At 46.7% G+C, this 26060-nt stretch carries 21 protein-coding genes; 6 read left to right on the top strand and 15 right to left on the bottom strand.

What is annotated here, in order from left to right:
* Positions 1-83 precede the first annotated feature (83 nt).
* Positions 84-1433 carry a TrkH family potassium uptake protein gene (locus H509_RS0103190; RefSeq protein ID WP_028543794.1) on the top strand — a complete coding sequence of 450 codons (1350 nt, stop codon included), beginning with the start codon at positions 84-86 and terminating at the stop codon, positions 1431-1433.
* Positions 1434-1616: 183 nt separating this feature from the next.
* On the opposite strand, the gene H509_RS27085 is transcribed toward H509_RS0103190, so the two are convergent.
* Entirely contained in the window at positions 1617-1862 is a 246-nt protein-coding gene (locus H509_RS27085; RefSeq protein ID WP_157277424.1) for a hypothetical protein, read from the bottom strand.
* Between the two features lie 2 nt (positions 1863-1864).
* The gene (locus H509_RS28125) at positions 1865-2041 is read right to left on the bottom strand and encodes a hypothetical protein (protein ID WP_157277422.1); all 177 of its coding nucleotides are present in this window, start codon (positions 2039-2041) and stop codon (positions 1865-1867) included.
* A gap of 82 nt (positions 2042-2123) precedes the next feature.
* Between H509_RS28125 and H509_RS0103180 the strand changes: the two genes are divergently transcribed.
* Positions 2124-2666 (top strand): cob(I)yrinic acid a,c-diamide adenosyltransferase, encoded by a 543-nt coding sequence (locus H509_RS0103180; RefSeq protein WP_028543793.1) that lies wholly within the window; start codon positions 2124-2126, stop codon positions 2664-2666.
* On the opposite strand, the gene H509_RS0103175 is transcribed toward H509_RS0103180, so the two are convergent.
* From H509_RS0103175 to H509_RS0103165, 3 genes are read right to left on the bottom strand one after another with little or no spacing between them, the layout of a single operon-like run.
* A complete protein-coding gene (locus tag H509_RS0103175) occupies positions 2624-3007 on the bottom strand; it encodes a hypothetical protein (protein ID WP_028543792.1) in 384 nt (127 codons plus the stop codon). The two genes, H509_RS0103180 and H509_RS0103175, sit on opposite strands and share 43 nt — an antisense overlap.
* Positions 3008-3056: 49 nt before the next feature.
* On the bottom strand, positions 3057-4283 hold the full coding sequence (locus H509_RS0103170; protein WP_028543791.1) for a cation:proton antiporter: 1227 nt from the start codon (positions 4281-4283) through the stop codon (positions 3057-3059).
* A gap of 4 nt (positions 4284-4287) precedes the next feature.
* On the bottom strand, positions 4288-4782 hold the full coding sequence (locus tag H509_RS0103165; protein WP_028543790.1) for a cation:proton antiporter regulatory subunit: 495 nt from the start codon (positions 4780-4782) through the stop codon (positions 4288-4290).
* 282 nt (positions 4783-5064) lie between these two features.
* Here H509_RS0103165 and H509_RS0103160 point away from each other — a divergent pair, with 282 nt between their 5' ends.
* The 3 genes from H509_RS0103160 to H509_RS0103150 are packed head-to-tail and all read left to right on the top strand — an operon-like array spanning position 5065 to position 7150.
* On the top strand, positions 5065-5688 hold the full coding sequence (locus tag H509_RS0103160) for a YhbD family protein (protein WP_028543789.1): 624 nt from the start codon (positions 5065-5067) through the stop codon (positions 5686-5688).
* Positions 5689-5704: 16 nt separating this feature from the next.
* Entirely contained in the window at positions 5705-6379 is a 675-nt protein-coding gene (locus H509_RS0103155) for an integral membrane protein (RefSeq protein ID WP_028543788.1), read from the top strand.
* Positions 6380-6412: 33 nt separating this feature from the next.
* Complete coding sequence (locus H509_RS0103150; protein ID WP_028543787.1) at positions 6413-7150, top strand: polymer-forming cytoskeletal protein; 738 nt, start codon at positions 6413-6415, stop codon at positions 7148-7150.
* Positions 7151-7249: 99 nt separating this feature from the next.
* Here the strand turns inward: H509_RS0103150 and H509_RS0103145 are convergent, their stop codons facing one another.
* The 10 genes from H509_RS0103145 to H509_RS0103100 all read right to left on the bottom strand — a co-directional run bounded on the left by H509_RS0103145 (position 7250) and on the right by H509_RS0103100 (position 24537).
* Positions 7250-8032 (bottom strand): alpha/beta hydrolase, encoded by a 783-nt coding sequence (locus H509_RS0103145; RefSeq protein ID WP_028543786.1) that lies wholly within the window; start codon positions 8030-8032, stop codon positions 7250-7252.
* 261 nt (positions 8033-8293) lie between these two features.
* Positions 8294-10138 (bottom strand): ABC transporter ATP-binding protein, encoded by a 1845-nt coding sequence (locus H509_RS0103140; protein WP_051286782.1) that lies wholly within the window; start codon positions 10136-10138, stop codon positions 8294-8296.
* Positions 10131-11861, bottom strand: a complete 1731-nt coding sequence (locus H509_RS0103135; RefSeq protein WP_028543784.1) for an ABC transporter ATP-binding protein — start codon at positions 11859-11861, stop codon at positions 10131-10133. The genes H509_RS0103140 and H509_RS0103135 overlap by 8 nt, the downstream gene beginning before the upstream one ends.
* Before the next feature lie 354 nt (positions 11862-12215).
* On the bottom strand, positions 12216-13478 hold the full coding sequence (locus H509_RS0103130) for a multidrug effflux MFS transporter (RefSeq protein WP_028543783.1): 1263 nt from the start codon (positions 13476-13478) through the stop codon (positions 12216-12218).
* Between the two features lie 241 nt (positions 13479-13719).
* Positions 13720-15507: a thiol reductant ABC exporter subunit CydC gene (cydC, locus tag H509_RS0103125; protein ID WP_028543782.1), complete on the bottom strand. Its 1788-nt coding sequence runs from the start codon at positions 15505-15507 to the stop codon at positions 13720-13722.
* Positions 15504-17231, bottom strand: coding sequence for a thiol reductant ABC exporter subunit CydD (cydD, locus tag H509_RS0103120; RefSeq protein WP_028543781.1), 1728 nt, complete (start codon positions 17229-17231; stop codon positions 15504-15506). Before cydD ends, cydC begins: the two co-directional genes overlap by 4 nt.
* On the bottom strand, positions 17231-18247 hold the full coding sequence (gene cydB, locus H509_RS0103115) for a cytochrome d ubiquinol oxidase subunit II (RefSeq protein WP_028543780.1): 1017 nt from the start codon (positions 18245-18247) through the stop codon (positions 17231-17233). The genes cydD and cydB overlap by 1 nt, the downstream gene beginning before the upstream one ends.
* Positions 18244-19641, bottom strand: coding sequence for a cytochrome ubiquinol oxidase subunit I (locus tag H509_RS0103110; RefSeq protein WP_028543779.1), 1398 nt, complete (start codon positions 19639-19641; stop codon positions 18244-18246). Before H509_RS0103110 ends, cydB begins: the two co-directional genes overlap by 4 nt.
* Positions 19642-20141: 500 nt before the next feature.
* Positions 20142-21326: a response regulator gene (locus H509_RS0103105; protein ID WP_028543778.1), complete on the bottom strand. Its 1185-nt coding sequence runs from the start codon at positions 21324-21326 to the stop codon at positions 20142-20144.
* Positions 21298-24537: a hybrid sensor histidine kinase/response regulator gene (locus tag H509_RS0103100; RefSeq protein WP_028543777.1), complete on the bottom strand. Its 3240-nt coding sequence runs from the start codon at positions 24535-24537 to the stop codon at positions 21298-21300. Before H509_RS0103100 ends, H509_RS0103105 begins: the two co-directional genes overlap by 29 nt.
* A gap of 273 nt (positions 24538-24810) precedes the next feature.
* Here H509_RS0103100 and H509_RS0103095 point away from each other — a divergent pair, with 273 nt between their 5' ends.
* A complete protein-coding gene (locus H509_RS0103095) occupies positions 24811-25995 on the top strand; it encodes an MGDG synthase family glycosyltransferase (protein ID WP_028543776.1) in 1185 nt (394 codons plus the stop codon).
* The last annotated feature ends 65 nt before the right edge of the window (positions 25996-26060 follow it).

The raw sequence follows: 26060 nt of genomic DNA, 5'->3' as shown, positions 1-26060 counted from the left end.
ATATCATTGTGCAACACATGCCATTTACAAGTGCCGCTGGAAACGATATACTAGTGAACGTTTTGGTTAAAGGAGGTGTACTCATGGCATCCTGGTGGAATTCCCTTGCCAGGCAGTGGAAAAACTGGACTCCCTCGCGAGTATTAGTGACCGGCTTTCTACTGCTAATTCTAATTGGCACTGTGCTGTTAAGACTGCCGATCTCCGTTCACGACGGACATGCTATAGGCTGGGTAGATGCCCTGTTCACGGCAACTTCGGCGATATGTGTCACCGGACTAACCGTAGTAGATACGGCAGCGACGTTTACTATGTTCGGTGAAATCGTCATTATTATACTGGTTCAGATTGGCGGCATCGGATTTATGACGGTTGCTACGTTATTTTACTTAATGCTCGGCAAAAAAATATCACTGCGCGAGCGACTCATCTTACAGCAAGCTATGAACACAGACAGTATGGAAGGAATCGTGCGGATCATTCGCCGCATTATTATATTTGTCGCCGTTATTCAAGCTAGTGCCGCGTTGATTCTGGCTCTGCACTGGCTGCGAGAAATGCCGATCAAAAAGGCGCTCTACTATGGTTTGTTTCATTCTGTGTCATTGTTTAACAATGGGGGCCTAGATTTATTCGGAAATAGCTTCCAAGCTTATGCCGACGATTTTTTGTTTAATGTCGTTGCCTTTTTCCTTATTGTATCAGGTGGATTAGGCTTTATTGTACTAGCTGAACTTTACGAGTTCCCAAGAAAACGAAAGTTTTCGTTGCACTCTAAAGTGGTGTTGTCTATGACAGCTATTTTGATTGTGGTCGGCGCCGTCATGATATTTGTATTTGAATTTACAAATCCAAACACTCTACAGCCGATGTCCTTTTCAGGTAAAATTTATTCATCCGTCTTTCAATCCATTTCGTCTCGTTCATCAGGGACAAGCACGGTTGATATTCAAGGTTTAAGACAGGTTACACAATTTTTTATGGTTATTTTAATGTTCGTCGGGGGTTCCCCGGGCTCGGCTGGAGGCGGCATCAAGACAACTACTTTTGCCATCCTGATCTGCGCCGTTGCAGCTATGCTTCGCGGACGTGAAGATGCGGTACTGTTTCGGACCCGTTTGTCCAAGGATCAAATCGTAAAGGCGCTCACGATAATATTCCTTGCCCTAATGATGGTGCTATCGATCGCAATGCTTTTGGCCGTCACCGAACAAAAACCGTTCTTGGAAATTTTGTTTGATACGACCTCGGCGGTCGCGACCGTAGGCCTATCAATGGGCTTAACAGCAGAGTTGTCCGTATTCGGTAAGCTGGTGTTCTGTGCCGCTATGTTTATCGGCAGATTAGGACCGCTAACCCTTGCTTATGCATTAAATAGACGCAAGCCACAGTCGCTGTACCGTTATCCGGAAGGAAAAATTATGATAGGGTAGACACTATTAAATAGGGGCAGCATTCTTTGCCCCTATTTATCCAATCTAATGATATATGACAAACGAAGCGGACAAGCTTTGACGCTGCTTCGGTGTTTACGTGCAAATAAATCAACGATCAGTCTTTTTCATGTTTATTTTTACAAGTAATTTCATACACGACATACACCTTTTTCACCTTTTTTACACACTTCTTATGATCCTTTTGTTTGCACTTCTTTTTGTCATCCTTTTTTTTGCACTTGTCTTCCTTCTTCTTTTTCTTCTTGCACGGATCATGTTTGTGCTCTTTGCATTTGTCCTTTTTCTTCTTGCACGGATCGTACTTCTCTTCTTTATGCTTGCATTTATCCTCTTCCTCTTCATCCTCATAGCAGTCGTGGTGCTTGTCCTCACAGGCAGGATGATGTTTTGGTTTGCAAGGATCATATTTATGACTGTGACAGCCGCAATAATAGAATCTCGACATCGCTCTCACCTCCAATAAGGTCTACTACATCATATGTAAATTGGTGAGCGCCTGCCTCTAACAAAGCTACTAGTAGATTCGTATATTTCCATCCATTTTGATAGCAAGCACAAATAGAACTGCGCTGCACTTTACGCATGAATAGGATACAATATAAATAGTTCGTGCTTTACCCTATCCGCAAACGTTTAGACAATAAACTATATGAGGAGGCAGCAGCGATGTCCAAGAAATCAAGAGGTTTAGTGCTTGTATACACAGGGGATGGAAAAGGCAAGACCACAGCAGCCGTAGGTTTAAGCGTCCGTGCAGTCGGCAGAGGCTTTAAAGTGTTAATGTTACAATTCATTAAGAGTCCTGATCGAACGTACGGAGAGCAGATTGCGTTGGAAAAAATCGGCGTAGAGGTGCGTCAATTAGGTATTGGCTTTACGTGGTTAAAAACACCAGAGGAGCATCGGGAATCGTTGGCCAAGGCTTGGTCGATCGCCAAGCAGGAAATTGCATCGGGTCAATATGACTTTATCATTTTGGATGAGTTAAACAACGCACTTGCTATCGATACTTTCCCTATTGATGATGTACTTCCATTGTCTGAGGTGATAGACGTTATTCAGCAGCGCCCAGAAAAACTAAATTTAATTATTACAGGTCGTTCTGCCTCACCGGCCGTAATCGCTGTTGCGGACTTGGTATCCGAAGTCCAACCCGTTAAACATTATTACGACGAGGGTATTCCTGCCGTTCTAGGTTTGGAATTTTGATGGAGGTAATTAGACAAGTATTTTACAGGCATGAGCATAAGTAAACGTAAAAATAAAATGATAGCGAGCAGGCACACCGCCTGCTTTATAATCCACACGATAGGCGACAACATAAGAGCAACATCCCCGTGTGTAGGGATAATCTTCTGGATCGCAATCGTCTTTTTTACGGATGGCGTGCGGAATACTTGATTGCAGTTGACTTGAATCTGATCCTTTAACACCAGAAACATAGGATCGTTCGGCGCATGCGCATTATCCATCAGTGCTACCGGGACGAACACAGAGTATAGCAAGGCTACGATGATCGATAATACGATGGAATTTTTGATGATGTTCATCGAATAACCCCTCCTGTTCGCTGCTTGGTTCACTTCTGGAATATGTCGTTTATTCAGCCGACGGTTTCGGTTTTACTTTGTCTTTCTTGCGGTCCCATTTGAAAATGGAGTTCATAAACATGAACACATACTTGGACTCTTTTGTGAGAAATGGTCCTAATATAGCAAGAATAAGCACATATAATGCGGCAAAAGGCTGTAACAGCTCTAGCAGTCCCCCTGCTTTACCGATGTTCGCCAATATGATGGAAAACTCGCCACGGGACACAATCGTCAACCCAATATTGGATGAGGCCTTGTGTGACAAGCCTGCGCTTCTACCTGCCAACATTCCGGCAATGTAGTTGCCGAACAACGTAATAACAACAGCGCCAATCGAGAGCCACACGGCGCCACCAAGCGTGAATGGGTCTATCGTAAGACCAAAGCTAAAAAAGAACAAAGCGCCAAAGAAATCACGGAAGGGCAAGATCAAATGCTCGATCCGCTTCATATGCTCTGTCTCCGCTAATACGAGGCCTACAAGCAAAGCTCCAATTGCTTCTGCAACGTGAATCGTCTCCGAGAAACCAGCTACGATAAAAAGCAGTGCAAACACAGACAGTAAAAAGAGTTCATTCGAACGAATGTTAAACATCCGGTTAATAAGAGGCAAAGCTTTGCGGCCAACAACGAGTACGAGCAGCATAAATCCAAGTGCGGTTGCCGCTGACAGTAATACTCCACCTAGTGAACTCGCTCCACTTAACACAAGCCCTGACAATACTGAGATGTACACAGCAAGGAAAATATCTTCAAACATAATAATTCCTAAAATCATTTCCGTCTCCGGATTAGCTGTTCGTTTGAGATCCACCAACACTTTAGCTACAATTGCGCTTGATGAAATACTGACAATACCTGCAATGACAAGCACTTCCTGATAGGGAAGTCCCGCGCCAAAGCCAAAGGCCAGCCCTAGTCCAAAGTTAATAACAATATAGATCGTACCGCCGATGGCGATCGATTTACCAGCCTTGATTAATCGACCAACTGAGAACTCCAACCCCAAATAAAACAGTAGAAACAGAACACCTAATCTGCCCAACAGCTCAATAAGCGGAGCACTCTCGATAAATCGGAAATCAAACTCTCCGAACTTCGGAGCATGTGGACCAACAGCCATACCGATCAGAATGTAGAACGGTATAACAGAGAACCTCAGCTTCGTGGATATTAGTCCCGCCAGAGCTACAAGGGCAACAGCCAGACCAAGTTCGAGTACAACATGATCCATCGTATCACTCTCCGCTCGTTAAAATATTTTTTAGTTTCTTTAGTTGATGCCTTTCCCCGGCCACAACCAACATTGATTCTCCTACAAAGGAATAATCAGGCCCCGGATTAATTTTTTTCTCGGCATTTTTCTCGATAACGGCGATAATAGCCGCTCCCGTCTTCTGTCTTACATCAAGTCCCCCGATGGTCTGGCCGATACAAGCTGCATGGCTGTCAATCTTAAACCACTCGATAATGAGATCATCCAGTGCTACCTCAATGTTCTCAAGTGCTTTAGGTTTGTAGGACAATCCCCCTACGATACCGGCAATTTGCCGTGCCTCGTCATCATCCAACGTCACCATAGAAACGCTGTCATCTGGATCCTCATAATCAAAGTGATACATCTCTCGACGACCATCATCATGAATAATAATGACAAGCTTGTCGCCACTACGGGTCGTTACCTGAAACTTACGACCAATACCGGGCAGGTCCGTTTCTTTAATTTGGTTCATTCCCACTACCTCCAATGTACATTTTTTAATTACACCCTTTAATTATAACATGGATTCGTCAATTCACCCTTATCAGCCGTGAATTGTATGGATTTGGCACCTTATATATACAATTTCTCCATTTGTATGGCTAATTATGAATTTGCCTATCCATTTCCTCCGTCTATAGATGTAGTCTAGTTCCGTCTACAGGTGCCTTGCGCAGTTAGCGCAACAGTGTTACGATATTAACGAAACAGTGTTACGAAGTTTAAACAACTGCTAAAGGAGGGTGCCGAAGTGATCGAAGACCAGCTTATATCGAAAAAGGATTTGCTGGATCTGACCGGTATTTCCTATGGACAGCTCTATAGATGGAAGCGTAAAGACTTGATTCCAGAAGACTGGTTTATTCGCAAATCAACGTTTACCGGCCAAGAAACGTTTTTTCCTAAAGAAAAAATACTGGAGCGCATCGATAAAATAGTTAATATGAAGGATAACCTCTCTTTGGACGAATTGGCAGATATGTTCTCTCCCAACCTAGCCTCAATGGCGCTGACCAAAGCTGAGCTTATTGATCGCAACATTATTACGGAAATAGCTATGCAGTTATTTACCGAGCAGACGGGAGATGCAGAAGCCTACTCATTTGAGCAAATCATTTATGTATATGCTTTAGACCAAATGCTTCAAACCGGACAAATGAGCATAGAAGAAGGAAAACGGCTGCTGCAAGTGCTGCGTGAACATTTCAAAAAGCTTCAGGGCAAAGGCAGTGAACTTGTCATGCTGAGAAACATGGGCTCTACCTCATTTCTGCTCGTAACAAGCCCAAGCGAGATGTACGTTGACCACAGCACAAAGTTGGTGGCAAAGCTTTCGATGACGGAGTGCGTGGAGCAATTAAAGGTCAAACTTACTTGAATCGGAGGATAAGCTCATGTACGAACAACCTTTAAGAGATATGAATATTAACGGTGTCGGCAGTTCAAGCGGCGGGTCTTTTCATCGTATCACGTTAAATGGGATGGCCACTATTAATGGAGACGCCTCGTGTAATTCATTTAGAGGCAGCGGCACATCCAAGGTTAAAGGGAGCCTGACCACACCATCCGCACAAATCGATGGTACTTGCTCCATCAATGGTCATTTGCGGGCAGCGCAATGTAGAATCAATGGAATGGCAACGGTTGATGGCATGCTTAACAGTGATACGCTTGAGACGCAAGGGAAGTTAACCGTCCACCGTGACTGCGAAGCAGAACGAGTAACGATTAATGGGATGTTTAGCATTGATGGACTGCTAAATGCCGGTACCATCGACGCCACCATTTTGGGTGCCTGCCGCGCGCGGGAGATCGGTGGTGAATCGATCACAGTCAGGCAAGGTCGAATGAATTCATTTTCCAGAATGGTTACTTCTTTATTTACGAGCCCTTATCTGGAAGCCGATACCATTGAGGGCGATGAAATCGTGTTAGAGTATACGAAAGCCCGTATCGTGCGCGGCAGCATGGTTGTGATCGGGCCTGGATGCGAAATAGACCATGTCGAATACAAAGTAGGATTAGACGTACACAACCAAGCAAAAGTGAATCGGACAACTAAGTTATAACAGCTAGTACACGGATAAATGGAGGGATAACATATGGATAAACGTTCCGCGCAAAACATGAGAATTATGGGGTCTTCTACGGCCTCAGGGGGGACATACAACAAAGTTTCCATTATGGGTGATGGAGAAGTAACTGGGGATATCAACTGTCATAAGTTCTCCTGCTCCGGGACCGCCGTCGTATTAGGCCATACGATTGCAGACGAAACAAGCGTACAGGGCACATTGCGCGCAGAAGGCAACCTAGAGACGAGAAAGCTGTCCGTTCAAGGTGAAGCTAATACGCTAGGCCATGTGCTTGTGCAAGAAGCAAGCATTAATGGGATGTTTAACGTCAGTCAATCGCTGCGCGGTGAACGACTGAAGATTAGAGGCGGCGTAACTATTCATGGAAATTGCGAAGTGGAGCGATTAGAAACGAACGGTTGTTTTAACATCGATGGCTTGTTAAACGTAGGTATTTTGGATGCGAAGGTTAATTGGGCGTGCAGTGCCAAGGAGATTGGCGGCGAAAAAATAATAGTACGTAAAGGCAACAGCATTGGCAACGTCCTTAAGTTTATCCCTGCTCTGTTTAAAGTCATGCCAGAGGCACGATTAACTGCCGATATTATCGAGGGCGATGAGATCGAACTTGAGCACACGACTGCTGATGTAGTTCGTGGCAATCATGTACGGATCGGTGAGGGCTGCCGCATCGGACGAGTCGAATACCGTCATCGTTATACCCAACACGATAGCAGCACTGTTGAGTCTGCCTTACAAGTTTAACTTCAATTGACTAGCAATAAAGCTCTCATTCAATTGGCCCGAACACAATAGCCACATTTAGTATACCAATCGTGATCGGGCCTCCTGTTGATTCACTGCTTATTTTTGTTTGTGTCTTAATGGAAGCCACGCCAATACATCCTGAATACGCGCGTCCCAGTACCCCCACTCATGCTCTCCTGGGCCTTCTTCATAATGCAGCTCATAAGTAGAATGTTGTGCGGCATTACGGAATGTCAGGTTATCCTTATATAAGAAGTCCTCCGTCCCGCAGCACTGATAAAGCTTTGGCTTCAAGCCCTGCCTGTCCTCGCCCAACTTCAGCAGGTGCAGTAAGTCATTCTCCGTTCCCGACACAGGCTGCTCGCCAAAAATCAGCTGCATATCCTGTGCCAGTCGTTGTCTGAACAGATCATTTCCGATATCAAGCGCACCAGATAGACTGGCGGCAGCTGCAAATCGTTCGGGATAGGTTAGCGCCCATTTAAACGCTCCATATCCGCCCATCGATAATCCGGCGACATAATTGTCCTCGCGCTTGTCTGACAAGGGGAAGAAGCCTCGTGCCAGCTTTGGCAGTTCCTCGGTCAAGAATGTCCAATAGGCGAGTCCACTTGCCATATCGGTGTAGAAGCTGCGGTGCATCTGCGGGATGACTACGGCGAGCCCAAGCTTCGCCACGTAACGCTCGATAGAGGTCCGACGTATCCAAATCGTATGATCGTCAGATAAACCATGCAGCAAATAAAGTGTAGGATGCAGGCTCTTGGCTGCATACCCTTCCAAACCAATCTGAGAAGTTGTTTGCTGCGGTACGATTACCGTCATCTCTGTATTAAGACCCAATACCTCCGAGTAGAAACTGCAATTCATTAAAGCCATAGCTCTGTCCCCTCCATAGCGATGTAATCCAATTCGAATGAATAGCTCTACCATACACAAACATTGTGTTATCGTTATCAAACGAATGAACCGAGTTCATACTTCAATTATAAACGGAACCATATAAATAAGCGCGTTTTGTGTTATATCACTTAAACTACCTGAACGTGACACGGAAGGGGCTTAGCCCCTCCGTCATCCTTGTTCGCAGCTCATTGCTTCCCACGCTTGTTAACAGCCTTTTAAACCACGCCAACAGATCTATACAATAACCTCCTCAAACTGGCTCTGTACAAGCCCGTAATAAAATCCCCGCTTGTCCATTAGCCCATTGTGATTACCCTGCTCCGTAATGCGCCCGTTTTCCAAGACAACGATCACATCTGCTTGCCGCACCGTATTCAGGCGATGGGCAATTACGATGTTCGTTCTGCCCCGCATCAAACGGTACAAAGCCTCCTGAATTTTCAATTCCGTGACCGTATCGATGCTGCTTGTTGCCTCATCCAATACCAATATTGAGGGATCGGCCAATATGGCACGCGCAATCGATATTAATTGCTTCTGTCCTTGACTAATTCCACTACCTTCTGCGTCCAGCAATGTCTCGTACCCACACGAAAGTCTACTTATAAAGGAGTGAGCATTCGCCAACTCCGCCGCTTGTTCCACTTCCTCATCCGTTGCTTCTAGCCGTCCGTAGCGAATGTTATCACGAATCGTGCCCTGAAATAAAAACGGATCTTGGAGTACAAACCCCATATGGCTGCGCAAGCTGTCTCGTGTAATTTGTCGGATATCGACGCCATCCACGTAGATTGTACCTTCATCTGGATCATAGAAACGAGAGAGTAAATGAATAACGGTCGACTTGCCAGCACCAGTAGGTCCGACCAATGCAGCCGTTTGTCCTGCTGCCAAATGAAAGTTAAGCTCCGATACCGTCTGCATATCCTTCTCATACGCAAACGATACGTCTTCATAGCGGATCTCACCACGGATCTCATGAATAGGCATAGCCTGCCCTTCATCCTTCGCCTCGGGGTCCTGCTCCAAAATTTCAAACACCCTTTCGGCCCCAGCAATGGCGGACAAAAAAGTATTAAATTGATTCGCGAGATCATTTAGCGGGCGAGTGAACTGCCTTGCATATTCGCCAAACGTGACGATAACTCCGATGGTGATCATCCCGTAAACCGCCATTAGTCCGCCCGCCCCTGCAATGATGGCAAAACTAACGTTGTTCAACATGTTCATCAGCTTCGGAATAAAGCCCGAATACATTTGAGCCCAACAGCCCGCTTCTCGCAGACGCTCGCTTTTTTCAATAAATTGCGCTGTGACCTTCCGCTCTTGCGAGAATGCCTTTACCATTTTTTGACCCGAAAATGTCTCCTCAATAAAACCGTTCATATCCCCTAAGTTGCGCTGTTGTTCTTTAAAATATTTGCCTGTTCGATTAGTAATCCATTTCATGCCAAAGTACATAAGCGGCACGATAAGCAGCGTAATAAGTGTGAGCGTGGGGCTCAACCACAACATCATACCTAACATACCTACAAACGTAAGCACGCTGGATGACAGCTGAATAAAAGAGCTGTTTAACGTTGAGCTGACATTGTCCATATCATTGGTCAATCTACTCATTAGTTCCCCGTGCTGCCGCTTCACAAAAAATGATACTGGCATACGATGCAAGCTTTGAAACAGCTCCTTGCGCATTTGTGATACGGCTTGCTGTGAAATGCGGATCATCCAAATATTTTGCAGCCACAAAGCGATGGAATGAACCACATACACACAAGCAAGCAGCACGATAAGCTGCACAAGTCCTCCGTGATCCGGTGCACCAATAAATCGATCGATCGCATAACCAAGCAGGAACGGCCCCAGAAGTCCAAGTACAGAACTGATGAGCACCAATATTAAAATAAGCCCCAATCGACCTCTATAATTGGACAGGTAGGCCCATATTTTCAGTAGCGTCCCCAACATATCTTTTGGTTTCTGCTTCTGTCGCGGCCCTGCTCCATGACCCTTCCTAGGCAGCGGTGACGCTGTACTCGACGGTATTCCATTAGGGTTGCTGCCCCGTTCATTAGACATGCGGTACTGCCTCCTTTCCGAATTGCGACTCCACCATACGCTGGTACAGCACGGATTGGCGCAGCAATTCGTCGTGGGGACCCGCCGCAAGCAGCTTTCCTTCGTCAAGCAGCACAATAATGTCCGCATGGATTGCTGTGCTGATCTTTTGCGTAATCATCAAGGTGGTACACGATGCTGTTGGCAGCGCACGCAGCAGCTTTGCTTCCGTCTGCACATCCAATGCGCTTGTGCTGTCGTCCAACAGCAGCAGCTTAGGACTGCGCACCAGAGCACGGGCGATGGACAGGCGCTGCTTCTGTCCGCCGGATAAATTAATGCCTTTCTGCCCAATAACGGTGTCATACTGATTAGGCAGCCTCATAATCGTCTCATGAATCTGTGCACGCTGTGCCGCATTCACCACTTCTGCTTGCGTGGCGCCTTCATGACCAAAGCGGATATTGTCCGCAATCGTGCCTGAGAACAGCATCGCCTCTTGTGGGACATAACCGATATCTCCGCGCAGATGATCCAGCAGCATGTCTCGCACATCGATTCCATCAATACATACACGCCCCGTAGTTACATCGTATAGACGTGGAATAAGCTGAAACAATGTGGACTTGCCTGCACCTGTGGCTCCCATAATAGCTGCTATTTGACCAGGCTCTACAACAAAGCTGATTCGCTCCAATACGGGGACATCGTGTTCAGGATATACAAAGGTTACCTCGTCAAAGCGCACGCCCCCATCGCTAATCCGCGCGGATGGAATAGCCTGCTCATTATCGATGACATCCGCCTCAGCATTCAACACCTGCTCTATTCGCTGAGCGGATGCGCGTGCACGCGATAAAGTCATCACAATCATCGATACAACGGAAAAAGCCCCCGTTATTCTAGCTGCATAATTTACGACCGCCACGACTTCACCGATATTAGCACCACCAGTAAGCACTTGATCATGCCCAATCCACAAAATGAGCAGTACGCTAACATTCATCACAAATAACAATACCGGCACAGCCGTCTCCATCAAACGCAGCACGGCTACAGTTCGATCTACCAGCTCTTGGTTAGCGGCTGCAAAGCGAGATTGTTCATGCTTACTTCGTACAAAGGACTTAATCAGGCGCATGCCCAGCAAATTTTCCCGCAGCACACTGTTCGCACGATCCAACTTTTCTTGTACAGAACGAAAAAGAACAAATCCCTTTTTCATCATCCAAACTAAAAATACAAGCATCAACGGCGTGACTACTGCCAAAATAAGCGCCAGCTTCACATGGACCACAAGTGCCATAACAAGTCCGCCAAGCAGCAATAACGGAGCTCGCATCATAATACGCATCGCCATAAATACACAATTTTGAACCTGGGTTACATCACTCGTCACCCGTGTAATCAACGTCGCAGTCGGAAATTGATTAAAGTTGGCAAATGAAAACGACTGGATGCGATCGAATAAACTGCGCCGCAGGTCAAAGCTGTAATTCTGCGCTACCCGGGAAGCAAAATAAGAGTTAATGATTCCGCAAGCGAAGCCGATAAACGCCAATCCCAGCATCACACCGCCCCATTGCAGAACCAGATTCATATTTTTAGGGGTTATTCCTTCGTTGATTATTTTAGCAATTAGCAGCGGCTGCATCAGCTCAACTGCTAACTCTATTAACATCAGCGTAATCGCAAAACCCATCGGTATTCGATAAGGTTTAAGGTAAGACAACACTTTCTTCATTTGGCTCCATTTACCTCCGTCTACACTTGTTATATTGATCTAATCACGTTCCCCCTCTCACGTCAAAATCTAAATATTCAAGAACTTACATAAGTCGGCAAAATTGTTTGCCATCCAAGCCCTATACGATTAAATTGTGCTCCCTCCTCACTATAAAATGGTTTCTAAAACCGTCAGACAACCTCGCTTCACATTTACAGCTATAGTGTTTTTTATCTATGCATTCCCTATGATTAATGTATTCAATAGAAGAGCCGGAAAGGACAACCCCCTCCGGCTCTTAACGAAATGATATAATTCTATTGTGGCATTATGATGGCTCTAAACGTAATCAATGCCTGTCTGTTAGAACACTTAAACGCTCATATCCTGCTGATTGGCAGGCTTGGCATAACGCTTGCGGATCATACCTAAATAAAAGGTCATCGCCAACAGGCTGCAGCATGCGATTACGATCCCCATAGGAACAGCGGTATGTTCACCACCAAGGCCTACAAGCGGGGCGACAACCGATCCCAATATAAATGGCAGCAAGCCTAGCATTGCAGAGGCGCTTCCCGCATTGCTAGCTTGATTTTGCATAGCTAGAGCAAAGCCTACCGTACCAACCACACCTGTGCTTGATACCGACACAAACAGTGGGATGAGAATCGCAAGCAATGGTGCATGAATAAGAATCATGGCGAGTAACGTTAAGCCACCCGCAAGTGATAGCAAAAGCCCCGCAACAAATAATTGTGATTCGTGGTAGCGCCCGACTAACCGTCCCGTTATTTGGGTAGCCACAATTAAACCTAGACCGTTTAATGCAAATAACAAGCTAAACATTTGTGGGGACACACCATAAATATTTTGTAGTACAAAGGGTGAACCTGATATATACGCAAACATGGCCGCCGATACTAGCCCCATCGACAATGCAAACCCCATAAACGCGCGGTCGCCAAGCAGTCCGCCAAAGGTGGACAACGTTGCTTTTACCCCGCCTTTTAAGCGGCGCTGCTCGGGCAACGTTTCCTTTAATCCCCATACGGCTGACGCAATTAACAAAATACCTAGCAAACCTAACACAACAAAGATGCCGTGCCATGTGGTCCACTTCAAAAGTTGGCCACCAGCTACAGGTGCCATAATAGGTGCAAGTCCGTTAATTAACATCAAGAGGGAGAAAAATTTGGTCAGCTCAGGACCGTCGTACATATCACGAACCATCGCACGAGCGATTACGATTCCGCCAGCCCCAGCGACCCCTTGAATGAAGCGCAGCGCAAGCAAGCCCCAGATGGAGGGTACGAATGCACACAAAAAGGACGTAACTGCGTATACAACAAGTGAAGCAATTAGCGGCATACGGCGGCCACGTGCATCACTAAGCGGCCCCATTAACAATTGCCCAAGCGCAATTCCTAATAAGAATGCCGTTAAGCTAAGCTGCGCATAAGATGTAGTTGTCTGCAAATCCGCAGCCAAAATCGGCAGGGATGGCAAGTACATATCTATCGATAGTGGACCGATGGCTGTCATCGAACCAAGCACAACCGCCATACCGATACGTTGTTTGTTTGAAATAGAGCGTATTGACGAACCTTCTGTCGAATCATGTGAAGCTGATTTCATACTAAGCCTACCTTTCTTATTCAAATAGAGTAACTTACTTTTTCACAACTACAAATAAGGATAAGACAATAGTAACATAACTGGAGCCTGTTCTGTCTAATAAATTTATTAAAATACCATTCGTTATACTGGTAATCTTGCGCGTACGCAAAAAAACACAGGCTGCTCTTGAGAGCTAACCTGTGTTCAACGGTGTGATCTAGCTTATTCCTTACAAATAGAATAGCCCGGAAATACTAACTCATACATCCAAGCGACCTTCTTTTGCAAGCATAGGTCTATCCAATTGATACAGCTTACGATATCGTGGTTCCCGTGCCATCAGTTCAGCGTGTGTGCCACGCATCTCTACTTCCCCATTTTCCACAAAGATGACTTCATCCATCTTCTCCACCCCAACAAGGTGATGTGTAATCCAGATTAGTGTCTTCTCCTCCATCGTCTGGAAAATGGTGTGCAGCAGTTCCCGCTCCGTTCGAGGATCAAGTCCTACCGTCGGTTCATCCAAAATAACAACTGGCGTATTCTGTAACAAAATACGGGCTAACGCTACCCGCTGCCGCTCGCCGCCCGAGAACCGCTGCCCAGTCTCATGCATCAGCGTGTCATAGCCCGCTGGCAGAGCAGCGATCATCGATCCCAGCTTCACCTGGTGAGCAGCGTGCTTGATCTCTTCATCAGAAGCTTCCAGCCTGCCAAGTCGGATATTGTTCCCGACTGTCGTATCAAACAAATGCGGGCTCTGGTTTAAGACCGATATCACCTTAGGTATCTGATCGCCAAAGTCAGAAGCAGGGACACCATTAATCGTGACTTGACCCTCCGTAGGTGTTAACGCACCTTGGATCAGCTTGATTAATGTTGATTTGCCCGCCCCGCTTCGTCCGATAATGGCAACCTTCTTGCCTGGCGCCAATTCAAGTGTAACACCATTGACACTCCACGGATCGTCAGAGCCGTACCGATGACGCACATCATGTATCCCTAAAGTAACCTGCTTGCCTGAAGCAGCAATCTTCTCCAACGCGGCATTTGCACGCGCAGCTCTTGCTTGCTCATCCGTACTGCTGGCTTCAGCTGTTGATCCCATATTCAAAAGGCGATCTACAGATTCACGATACTGCGGAATTTTCTCGATTGCTTCCGACACAGGTAAAAACGCATCCATTAGCGGCAGCACTACTAGCACAAACGCAGCAATCAACGTCACATCCATTTGTCGATCCGCATATTGCTGTCCTGCCCAATAAATGATCGACACGATAATCGTACCTACAACACCTTGGGCTACAAGTGTACGCCATTTGGACCAATTGCTGAGCGAACGTTCAATATCCGCTACTTTTGCCTCATCTTGTTCGTAAGAATGGACGAACTGGGACGCACGTCCGCTAATCACCCAATCTCCGAGCCCAAGCACCGCGTCCGTTAACTTCTGGTATAACCCGTTCCGATCCCGCTTGAGTTGACGATTTTTAGCTTTAGTTAACAGAAGCGAGGCATAGGGCAAAATACATACTAGTACAAAAATATAAAGTGCCATAATGGCAGCAAAGCTTGCATCGAACCAGCCTAACGCACCAATGACGACGGCATACATTACTAATGCGACAATGCTCGGAAATACGGTGCGCATATATACATTTTGTAAGTATTCAATATCATCGGCGAGCACGCCAAGTACATCCCCTGTCCGATAACGCGAACGCAAAAACAGAGCCTGCGGCTCCAAAATCCGATACAGCCGCACTCGCATATGCGACAGCACGCGCAAGATGGCGTCATGCCCGACAAGCCGTTCCACGTAATGAATGACAGCGCGACTAATGCCGAATGTCCGTACGAGCACGGTCGGCACGTAGACCATTAATATGTTCTCCGGTCGGAGCGCGGACTTGGAAATCAAGTACCCTGATGTAAACATCAGGGCAGCCGCACTAACAGCCGTTAGCACACCTAGGAAGACAATCAGCGTGAAACGGCCGTAATAAGCCTGAAAGTAGGGCTTAAACCATTGCTCCCGTTTCATCCTAGTTCCTCCCCTTCAGCTTTCATCAATTCATAATACGTTCCTTTGCGGTCAAGCAGCTCTTGGTGAGTTCCCATTTCAGCGATACTTCCCTGCTCCATAACCACGATAACGTCCATATCCGGCATCCAATGCATTCGATGTGTAGCAAGCAGTACCAGCTTTCCTTCAAAAAGCGGCAGCATCGTTTCTTTTAATTCATACTCCGTCTCAATGTCCAAGTGTGCCGTCGGCTCGTCAAGCAGCATAATGGGACGATCACTCAAGAAAGCGCGGGCTAACGCTACGCGCTGCTCCTGTCCCCCGCTTAATCGGCGGCCACCGTTGCCGATTAACTCGGCTTCGCCCTGCGGCAGTCCTTTCACCAACTCAGCCAAGCCTGCCGCTGCCAGTGCCCTGCTAACCGCCTCATCTGTAGCTTCAGGATGATAGAAGCGCACATTGTCTGCAAGCGAGCTGCTAAAAATATACGGATGCTGTGGGATATAGGTTACTGCCGTACGCCACGCCGGATCGCTTAACGCAGCTACCTTTGTGCCGTCTACTTCCAGTTCGCCTGCTGTTGGACGCAAGAAGCCGCCCAGCACATCAATTAACGTGGACTTGCCCGCGCCGCTTGTGCCTATAATGCCAACCTTCTTGCAGCCACGCAGCTCGACTGTTACATGCTGCAACGAGTGCGGGCCCGTCTCCTCGTGCTGAACCCCCACTTGGGACAGCTTCAGTACGCTGTCCGCTGACCAAGTCAATGCAGCGGGCAGTGCAGCTGTCATCGCTTCTGTCGAAGCAGCATCGATCAGCGACTGAATCGCTTTTCCCGCTTCCTTCCCCTTTAAGGTGGCATGGTAATCCGCGCCGACCATACGCACAGGAAGGAAATATTCCGGTGCGAGAATTAGCACCAACAGCGCAGGCTCCAGTTCCATCGTGCCATTGATTAGGCGCAGTCCAAGGCTTACCGCCACCGACGCTACCGATAGCATCGTAAAGAAATCAAGGGCAAACGAGGACAGGAACGCCACACGCAACGTCTTCATAGTTGCCGTTCGATATTTGTCGCTGACACCCTCAATAGAGCTGCTGTGTGAGCCGCTTAGTCCGAGCATCTTGAGCGTCTCCAGCCCACGAAGCGAATCCACAAAGTGGTTCGACAGCACCCGATACGATTCCCATTGACGGTCCATCTGCTTCTTTGCGGCCAACCCCATCAGAATCATAAACACGATCAGAATCGGCATCGTTACCGCCAAAATCAGCGCAGCCACTCGATCGAGCCAGAGGATATACACCCATATTAGAACCGGCGTAATCGCCGTGCCAAGCATACGGGGAATAAACAATTCCAGATAAGTGCGGAACTGCGCGACACCATCCAACACAAGCGTAACTAAGTTACCTGTTCCCTCAGTCTTCGCAAGCCGCGGACCAAATTGGAACAGCTTATCCATCAGTTCCTTGCGCAGGTCGCGCCCTGTGCGTTCCGCATAACGGTAGGCCAGCTTCTGCGACACAAGGGCTGTCACATGCCGGATAATAAAAGCAAACAGGAACACGGCAATAGTGCCCGACTGTTCCTGCAGCGATGATCCGCCAAAGAGGGCGGAGATCGACTCCGCCAGCCCTATAGCCATAAATATGATGGACACACTGTGAATCAAAGTCAGGGCCGCAATTGCGATCATTACCGGTCTTATTCCTTTGAATCCGAGTGTCTTTTTACCCATTAGTATTCCAAGTGCTCCTTCTCATGTACCCGTTTATGAAACACGAAGTAGCTCCAAATTTGATAGCCGAGAACAAACGGCAGCAAGCTGAGTGCTACAATCGTCATCACTTTAAGTGAATATGCTCCCGAGGCAGCATTATACACTGTCAAATTAAACGCACTGTCGATCGAGCTGATCATGACATTTGGGAACATACCTACAAATACACCTGATATCGCCAAAGCGATAAGAGTACCTGTCATGGCAAATGCCCAACCGTCTCTCTTTTTGCTCATATAGTAGCCTGACAATACAAACGCGATCGCACCTAGCACTGCCATAATGGTTAGGATCGTTCCCCGCGCTTCAAAAATATCCGTCATTGTATAAGTCATAATGGCAAAAGCAACAAACAATACAGCCAGTGGCACAAGCAACGTCTTCGCTTGTTTACGCGCGCGCTCCTGCAAGGTGCCAGTGGTACGCAAAGTAGCAAACAGAAGCCCGTGAACCAGACACAACACCGTTACCGTCACACCACCAACGACCGTATAAGCATTCACGACGTCAAACAAACCTGCGCTCATTTCCATGTTCTTATCAATCGGTAACCCTTGCAGCAAGTTCGCAAACACAACACCGAACAGGAACGGAGGAAGCATACTACCTAACAAAATAACGACATCCCATGTTTTCTTCCAAGCTTCGGTTTCCCCTTTGCCACGGAACTCGAACGCCACACCCCGACCGATCAAGGCAAGCAGAACGACAACAAGCGGTGTATAGAATCCGCTGAACAAAGTTGCATACCAATGCGGGAATGCAGCAAACATCGCTCCACCAGCCGTTAGCAACCATACTTCATTTGCATCCCAGAACGGACCGATCGAGTTGATCAGCACTCGACGTTCTCCATCAGTCTTAGCAAGGAAAGTCGTGGACATACCTACGCCAAAGTCGAATCCTTCTAGGAAAAAGAAGCCGACAAACAATACCCCAACGAGAACAAACCACAGTTCACTCAGTTCCATTATTGCTGTCCCTCCCTTGCAAATGGATCATTAGCCTTAACGGTATGTGCTTGATCTACCGCGTTCGGGCCTTTTTTGATCACTTTAACAAACAACCAGACAGCTAATATACCTAATATGCTATAAATGGTTGTAAATGAAATCGTTGAGAACAAAACTTGCCCTGCTGTTACACTTGGCGAGATACTGTCCTCTGTTCTCATCAAACCAAACACTGTCCACGGCTGACGACCAAACTCTGTCATCACCCAGCCAGAAGTGTTGCCGATAAACGGCAAGGATATTCCGAACAACATCGCGTTCAAATACCACGGCTTCAGCTTATCCAGTTTCTTGCGTGCCATCATGTATACCCCATACATGCCTAGCAAAATCATAAGCGTACCTGCGAGCACCATTATGCGGAAGCTCCAGAACGTCGTTTTAACAGGAGGAATATAATCCCCAGGGCCATACTTTTGCTCGTACTCAGCTTGCAGTTCCTTCATCCCGACTACTTCACCCGAGAATTTGCTGTAGGAAAGGAAGCTAAGTGCGTAAGGCACTTTGAACTCATACTTGTTAGACTGCTTATCTGTGTTAATGGCCGCAAATACTGTCCACGGCGCAGGGTCATCACTTGTAGTCCACAAGCCTTCCGCAGCAGCCATCTTCATCGGCTGCGTGTGCACCAAGTATTGTGCTTGTTGGTGACCAAAGATCGCCACTAAGAAAGAAGCCACAAATGCAACTATAATACCAATTTTAAAGGATTGCTTGAAAAATTCGGTGTCCTGCTTCTTTAACATTTTGTAGGCACTAATACCGGTAATCAGGAACGCCCCTGTTGCAAAGGCCCCAAATACCGTATGCGGAAACTCGACCAACAATTGACCGTTCGTAATCAATGCGAAGAAGTCGTTCATCTCCGCACGGCCATTGACGATCTGATAACCAACCGGACGCTGCATAAAAGAGTTCGCAGCTAAAATCCAGAAAGCAGATAGCGTCGTTCCAATCGCTACAAGCCAAATACATACCAAGTGTACCTTTTTCGATAGGCGATCCCAACCAAAGATCCATAGTCCGATAAATGTAGACTCCATGAAGAAGGCAGCCAGCGCTTCAATCGCAAGCGGCGCTCCAAACACGTCCCCGACGAATCTTGAATAGTTGGACCAGTTCATACCGAACTGGAATTCTTGAATAATCCCCGTCACGACACCTACTGCAAAGTTGATGAGGAACAACTTTCCCCAGAACTTTGCCATCTTCTTGTACTGCTCATCGCCTTTAACGACGTACATCGTCTGCATCATCGCAATGATGAGTGCAAGACCGATTGACACCGGGACGAAGAAGAAGTGAAAGATCGTCGTCGATGCAAACTGGATCCGAGACAGCATGACCATATCCATTCGTTTACCCCTCCAGCATTTCTTTTTCATAAGCTCTGTTGTTAAACTATGTCTTAATCGACAAAAATCCGTCAGCAGCCTTGCGTCTTAACGAAGTCTTGCCTGCTGAACATACTCATTATGCTTGGTTTCAGGACTCACTGCCCTTACCCACCATTATTCTGTCAAAAAAGTCACGCTCCGGTTGTGACATAAATCACACGCCCAAGCCCTCTTCTTGATTAATTTGAGAACTTTTTCTCAAGCGTCACAGGTTTGTTAAAAACAGAGGCGCTTTTATGATGAAAAGGCATAGCAAATTTAAAATTACAAATAGCCCGCACAAAGGTTGTCACCCCTAGCGAGCCATTCGAAGCTTATCACATTGTTATCGACAACAAACTTTCAATTCTACACTTAAAATAGAACGCTATCCTAATGCTGGAAACTTCTCTGCTACAGGAATGGGACGGACTCTTCACCTTCTATATGTACCTGAGCAGGGGAGCAGGCTGCTTACCTTATTCCTGCGCACTAGCTACTTCTCCCCCAAATATGGTATGTATACGCTGATGCCACCCCTCAGACAACGACTCATCCAGCTCTCGTTCATACTGGTCCTGATACTCTTGCACAAAATGCTTGGCTTTTGTCTTCTCGCCATTGATCACGTACAACTCTGTCATCAGCGCGGCATAGTGCTCGTTCCAAGGATCAAGCTTCATGAGCTTACGGATGTTGGCCAGCGCCTTCCGATACTCTCCTTGCTTCTGATTAAGATTGATCATATCCTCCAGAAGCCACAAATATCGGTCCCGAGTTTCCTCCCGATGCGTCGTCATCCACATCCCGTCCAATCCTTCACACCAGTCGCCACGATAAAGAGCTGACATTTGTTCTAACGCCTTATGATCGGAGGAATCCAATTGTTCATCCATAAATATTTCCCTGTCGTGCCAAATATTAGACAACACAAGCTTGTACATCCGGTCAACATAAGTTACATGTATATAGCTTTGTAATGACACTTCCGCAACAGCTCGTCGAATTTGATATACACAAGTGTGTACGTAGGCTTTCGCCTTATTGGGGTCCGAGTTCGGAAAAATATCATTAATAATCTGATCAAGACTGGCTGAACCCTTTAACAGCAAATACGCAAACAATTCTTCTACTTTTACGGTACGCCATTTGAGCAAACCAGATGGAGCTTCTATTTTCAAACGGCCAAGACTAAATATGGCAGGGGTGATTCTCGCTTGCTCATTTTCAATATCGATTACGTTATGAACATCTGCTTCATTCAGGTTAAGCTTAGGATGGTCAGGTCTCATTTGTCCTAGACGTCTGTTATGGATACGTTGCAGCGTGCGATTCAGTCGTTCTGGCTTGACCGGCTTTAGAATATAGTCAACAGCACTTAGCTCAAACGCTTGCAGCGCATACTGATTGTAGGCCGTTACAAACACAACCTCAATCAGTGTATTAGCCTCCAAGAGACGCTCTGCAAACGCAAGTCCATTTATTCCAGGCATCTGAATATCCAGTAAGACGATATCTGGCTCATGACGTAATACCCACTCGAGTGCTTGTTCCGCATGAGAGAACACAACTACCTCTCCTGCCAACACCTCTTCTTTTAACAGGTCTTCCATCTCACCCAGAGCCGGAAGTTCGTCATCCACGACGACTATTTGATAAGTCATGATTATCATCTCCTGCTCGTATCCGCATCGTTACGACAGTACCACCGCCTTCGCGATCAACTATGCTCAGGGATGTTCCATACAAGCTGCGTAATCTGCGGTTAATGTTCGAAAGTCCGATCCCCCTGCGCTTTTCTCCAAATAAGGAGGCTCCGGCAGCTTTCCTATCTAAATCGATACGACTTGCATCCATGCCCACACCGTCATCAGATACCGATAGCTCTATCCATGTCTCCACTTTGCGTGAAGTGATGACTATAGTTCCGCCTTCCACCTTCTCCATAACACCATGACGAACAGCATTCTCAACAATAGGCTGCAACAGCAGCGGAGGAACAGCGAAGTTCCTCTCCTCCAAATGGTATTCCACTTTGAGGCGTGAACCAAAACGTGCCCGCTCAAGCGATAAGTAAGCTTCGATGATACGCAGTTCATCCGTAAAAGGGACTTCCATTTCTTGATTGTCAAAATCAAAGCTGCCTCGCAAAAAATCGCTAAGTGCATGCAGCAACTTTCTCGTTTCATCTGCGTCCCGCTTGCTCATCCATAATATTGTATTGATAGAGTTAAACAGGAAATGTGGTTTAATTTGCGCGCGCAGCATATCTCGCTCCGAGTGTACAAGTTGCAGCACCGTTTCCTTCAGCTGTACTAACGTCTTGACCCTTCCTTTTAGATCCGTCCAATCATATGGCTTATGAATAAAATCGTTAGCTCCCGCCTCAAACCCGATTTGATTCAGATGTACGTTTGAGCCCGCTGTCGCCATTAAGACCGGCAAATCCAGTGGATTATACATTTCCCGGATTGCACGGCATAAATCAAAGCCTGACATCATCGGCATCATCACATCCATAATACACAGATTAAATCGATTGCCGTCTTCAAGTAACGTTAAGGCTGCCTTGCCGCTACGTGCAAGCTCACAAGTATACCCTTCAAGCTCTAACAGATTAGAAAGTGCCTTTAAGCTTGCATAATTATCATCCACGAGAAGGATGTGGCCCTGCTCCTGACCTGCAGAAGATATTACTGCTTGTCCATCCCTATCAACGTCTACCTCGCCAAGCTGATGAAATTCAGCAGCTGCTCCTAGCAGCTGCTCCCTCAATTCATCGCTGCTGACCGTATGATCTGCCGCCTGTAAACTGTCTAATTGACGGGCCGAAGCCGCTTCCGCTTCGGATTGGTTGACTGGCTCGCTAATAGCCCCGCTTCCATCTGTCGGTTGCCCCTCTAATTTAACTGCTGGCAGCGTAAAGGTAAAGTTGCTGCCTTCACCAATCTTGGACTGAACCTCCATTTGACCTCCTTGCATTTCAACTAGCTGCTTCGTGATGGGCAAACCAATTCCAATACCTGACGTATCCGTTAATGAAGCGCCGTCGATCTGCTGATAATCCATGAAGATCCGCTCCAAGTGCTGTGCCTCAATGCCTGCCCCCGTGTCCGCTACGGCAACCTTTTGCCAACCCTCATGAAAAACACAGGATACCGTTATATGACCCGTTTCTGTATGTTTGAGCGCATTATCCAATAAATTGTACAAAATCTGTGTAACCCTGTTCTCGTCACCCACCACATAATGCGCACCGGCCTTCACTTCATTACGAACGTCTACTTCTCCATTACGGTTCAAACGCTGAAACACGTCGATGACAAAAGCGACGATCTCGTACACATCAAATGAGCTTGGACGCAGGCGAATACGGCGATTCTTTATTTGCTCATTATCCAAAATGTCCTTAACCAAATAACTAAGGCCCCTTGCAGTGCCGTTAACAAGGCGCATATCCGCTCTTTGAGAAGCATTCAGCTTGCCGCCGGCTCCTTCCAGCATAGACTCACTTATGTTAATGATGGCGTTTAACGGAGTCTTTAGCTCGTGTGAAGTCCGAACTAGAAATTGCTCCTGACCTTTCATTTTAGCCATAAGCTGCTCTGAGAGCTGTTTAATCTGATGATAAGCACTCGTAAATCGACTCGAAATAAGCAGCCCCTGTGCCAGCATAAAAATAGGAATGCCTAAAGGCAGTAACGAAGAACCCGCGCCTACCCATCCCGTTCTGGATATCATCAATCCAATTACTTGAATGGCCGACATCACACTTACAAAAATATATGCAGAACCTGTCATCCGATAAAGTAATGCCCGTACCGAAATAAAAATAATATACAATAGCCCAACAATGTACAAAATGATAAAATAAAACATAAACTTGGTATAAACGCTCATTGGTGTCATGAGCACGAAACTGACGATAAGCAGTGATACAACACCTGATAATTTCACAAACTTAGCCGAGGAATTAACTTTTAACTGATTATACGTATGAGCCAGAAAGAAATTGCTCACCCCAGAACTAGATATAATCTGAAGCTTGGTTACCCATTCATATGAAATGCCCGCAACAAACTCCAATATTAGCTTCTCGCCGTGGCATGCAAAATACAACGCTCCTGAGAAACAGAATAGCGGGAAAAAAGCTATCGATCCTTGGTCACGACGGTAAAAATTTTCCCCGAGGAAATAGATCCCCATAAACAGCAAACACGAAATGAGAGTGACATCCATAAAACCGTTATGTTTCTCCATAGTCTGGATACTGTCGCTCGTCCCTATAAATATTCGTTCGGAAATACCTGTATTCGCATAGAAATGAAAGTTAGATGCCTGTAATACTAGCTCCACTTCCTCTTTCTGCGTCGAAAAATATACGGTATAGGGCTGATTATACGGGATTGACGTCTCTCTGCTCGTTCCCACCTGCCCCCTAGACCCTAGCAATTTGCCGTCAACATACAGCCGGCTTGCTGTCTTCACGTTAGATACCCTAATCCCATAATTGTGATAACCACTAGGAAGCTTGAGTGTTATACGATAGGTAGCATAATTGACAGCATCGTCTTGAAATAGGCTCCTGCCATTAGCCTGCCATTGATGCGGAATTTGCACATAAGCCGAATCCGCCATCTGCGAGGTGGGCCACAACAGTTGATTAGGGGTATACGCCCACAGTCCATCAAGCTCCACCGTGCCAACTTCACTCCATTGGCACTGGCCTAAATCTATAATCCCCTGCTCTGATATGGCACAAGGCTTGGCATTCGTTCCAAGCAGCGGCAGTCCAAACAGTAAAATGACGACGAGGAGCAGGAATCCAATAACTCCAAAGGAACGGCGGTGATTGTTAGGTGTTGCTAGTAGCATAAATTCCATCCCTCATAAAGTTATTACAATCAATTTAGGAATATTTTACCGAACTTGCCGAGTATTCTACAAGAGCAAATTCAACGTAATCGGAACAACTTCCAGATTATGCCCGTCGAAGGTCTAGGATAAGAACTAACCTGCGGTCTGTTTTGATCAGCGGCTCGGAACGATAATATAGTAGTATCACAAACAACGTTTATAGTAGCACCTTATTCAGATAATTTAAAGGGAGATGGAGATTACATGTCGTATGGAACGGAGGCTTCGACAGTGCGTAAACAAACGAATATATTGGTGTTGACTGGCTCGCTAGGACATGGGCATATCCAGACCGCAAACGCGATACGAGATATAGTAGCACAACGATTCGGCGAAGACGTAAACGTTCATGTCGTCGACTACTTGGAGCAGATGGCTCCCCATCTGCATGGAGTCGGCTCTTATTGCTTCGTTCAATGGTTAAAACACTTTCCTAGCATGTATGGATATATGTTCGAAATGACTCGCAAAGACCGTGGAGTGGCTCAGTTTGTCAAAAACGTCCGCCTCACAAGTCTACGACCATTGAGCAAGCTCATTCGGGAGCTGACCCCCGACGTTATTGTCAGCACCTTTCCTGCCGCAAGCGCAGCTGTATCCAAGCTGAAAGAACGCGGCATCACGCATTGTCCAGCCGTTACCGTAATTACAGATCATACAGATCACAGCTTCTGGCTTCACCCTTATACAGACCTGTATATGGTAGGCTCTGAGGCAGCAAGAACAAAGCTCATTCGCCAAGGGATCAACCCCTCTTATATAGAAGTTACGGGTATACCCGTTCGCCCTGAATTTTATGAACAATACGATAAACAAGCATTGCGGGCCAACTATTTGCTTCAACCTGACAAAATGACAGTACTGCTGATGGGCGGAGGCTGCGGGCTGATGGATTTGTCCATTCTGGAAGCACTAGAGCATGAGCAATGGGCTAAACACCTGCAATTCATTATTGTGTGCGGCAACAACGATAAGCTCCGCCGCCAGCTGCAGCAGTGGGCCAGTTCCTCGCCGCTCCATCTGCGCATAGAAGGATACGTAAAGCCCGTGCATGAATATATGGCGATGTCCGATCTTATCATTACGAAATCGGGCGGCGTCACAACCGCTGAAGCAATTGCGCAGCAGCTGCCGCTGCTCGTTTACAAGCCACTGCCAGGACAAGAACGCGATAATATCCGGTACTTGGTTCGTAATGGGCTGGCGTGTCGCGCCAAAGGCAGCGACGATCTGGTGCGCCAGTTGGCATACTTGGCCGCCAATCCTGAGAAACTACAGCGGATGGGTGATCGTGCACTTACAGAACGCGGCCGCATGCAAGCCGATAGCGCGGAAGCCATTCTTCGCATGGCGCAGCAGACAGCTGTACGACCGCAGCCAACAGCGAAGCGATGGATGCGTCGCAACGCCATCTAACTGTATGATAAGCTTATAGTAATATGAAAATAACCTTCATCCCTCCCACTATTTCCACAGGAGGG

The organism is Paenibacillus taiwanensis DSM 18679 (genome assembly GCF_000425125.1).
GTDB classification, from domain to species: domain Bacteria; phylum Bacillota; class Bacilli; order Paenibacillales; family Paenibacillaceae; genus Paenibacillus_B; species Paenibacillus_B taiwanensis.
The sequence above is the reverse complement of the archived record's forward strand: the minus strand, read 5'-3'. Positions and strand labels throughout refer to the sequence as shown.

Coding starts and splice junctions, on each gene's coding strand:
- H509_RS0103135 (WP_028543784.1), bottom strand. CDS start 11,861: ATGAAGAAAGTGTTGTCTTACCTTAAACCTTATCGAATACCGATGGGT.
- H509_RS0103175 (WP_028543792.1), bottom strand. CDS start 3,007: ATGAACATCATCAAAAATTCCATCGTATTATCGATCATCGTAGCCTTG.
- H509_RS0103165 (WP_028543790.1), bottom strand. CDS start 4,782: ATGAACCAAATTAAAGAAACGGACCTGCCCGGTATTGGTCGTAAGTTT.
- H509_RS27085 (WP_157277424.1), bottom strand. CDS start 1,862: ATGATCCTTGCAAACCAAAACATCATCCTGCCTGTGAGGACAAGCACC.
- H509_RS0103100 (WP_028543777.1), bottom strand. CDS start 24,537: ATGCTACTAGCAACACCTAACAATCACCGCCGTTCCTTTGGAGTTATT.
- H509_RS0103155 (WP_028543788.1), top strand. CDS start 5,705: ATGTACGAACAACCTTTAAGAGATATGAATATTAACGGTGTCGGCAGT.
- H509_RS0103130 (WP_028543783.1), bottom strand. CDS start 13,478: ATGAAATCAGCTTCACATGATTCGACAGAAGGTTCGTCAATACGCTCT.
- H509_RS28125 (WP_157277422.1), bottom strand. CDS start 2,041: ATGCGTAAAGTGCAGCGCAGTTCTATTTGTGCTTGCTATCAAAATGGA.
- H509_RS0103105 (WP_028543778.1), bottom strand. CDS start 21,326: ATGACTTATCAAATAGTCGTCGTGGATGACGAACTTCCGGCTCTGGGT.
- H509_RS0103140 (WP_051286782.1), bottom strand. CDS start 10,138: ATGTCTAATGAACGGGGCAGCAACCCTAATGGAATACCGTCGAGTACA.
- H509_RS0103190 (WP_028543794.1), top strand. CDS start 84: ATGGCATCCTGGTGGAATTCCCTTGCCAGGCAGTGGAAAAACTGGACT.
- H509_RS0103110 (WP_028543779.1), bottom strand. CDS start 19,641: ATGGATATGGTCATGCTGTCTCGGATCCAGTTTGCATCGACGACGATC.
- cydC (WP_028543782.1), bottom strand. CDS start 15,507: ATGAAACGGGAGCAATGGTTTAAGCCCTACTTTCAGGCTTATTACGGC.
- H509_RS0103145 (WP_028543786.1), bottom strand. CDS start 8,032: ATGGCTTTAATGAATTGCAGTTTCTACTCGGAGGTATTGGGTCTTAAT.
- cydD (WP_028543781.1), bottom strand. CDS start 17,231: ATGGGTAAAAAGACACTCGGATTCAAAGGAATAAGACCGGTAATGATC.
- H509_RS0103170 (WP_028543791.1), bottom strand. CDS start 4,283: ATGGATCATGTTGTACTCGAACTTGGTCTGGCTGTTGCCCTTGTAGCT.
- H509_RS0103180 (WP_028543793.1), top strand. CDS start 2,124: ATGTCCAAGAAATCAAGAGGTTTAGTGCTTGTATACACAGGGGATGGA.
- H509_RS0103150 (WP_028543787.1), top strand. CDS start 6,413: ATGGATAAACGTTCCGCGCAAAACATGAGAATTATGGGGTCTTCTACG.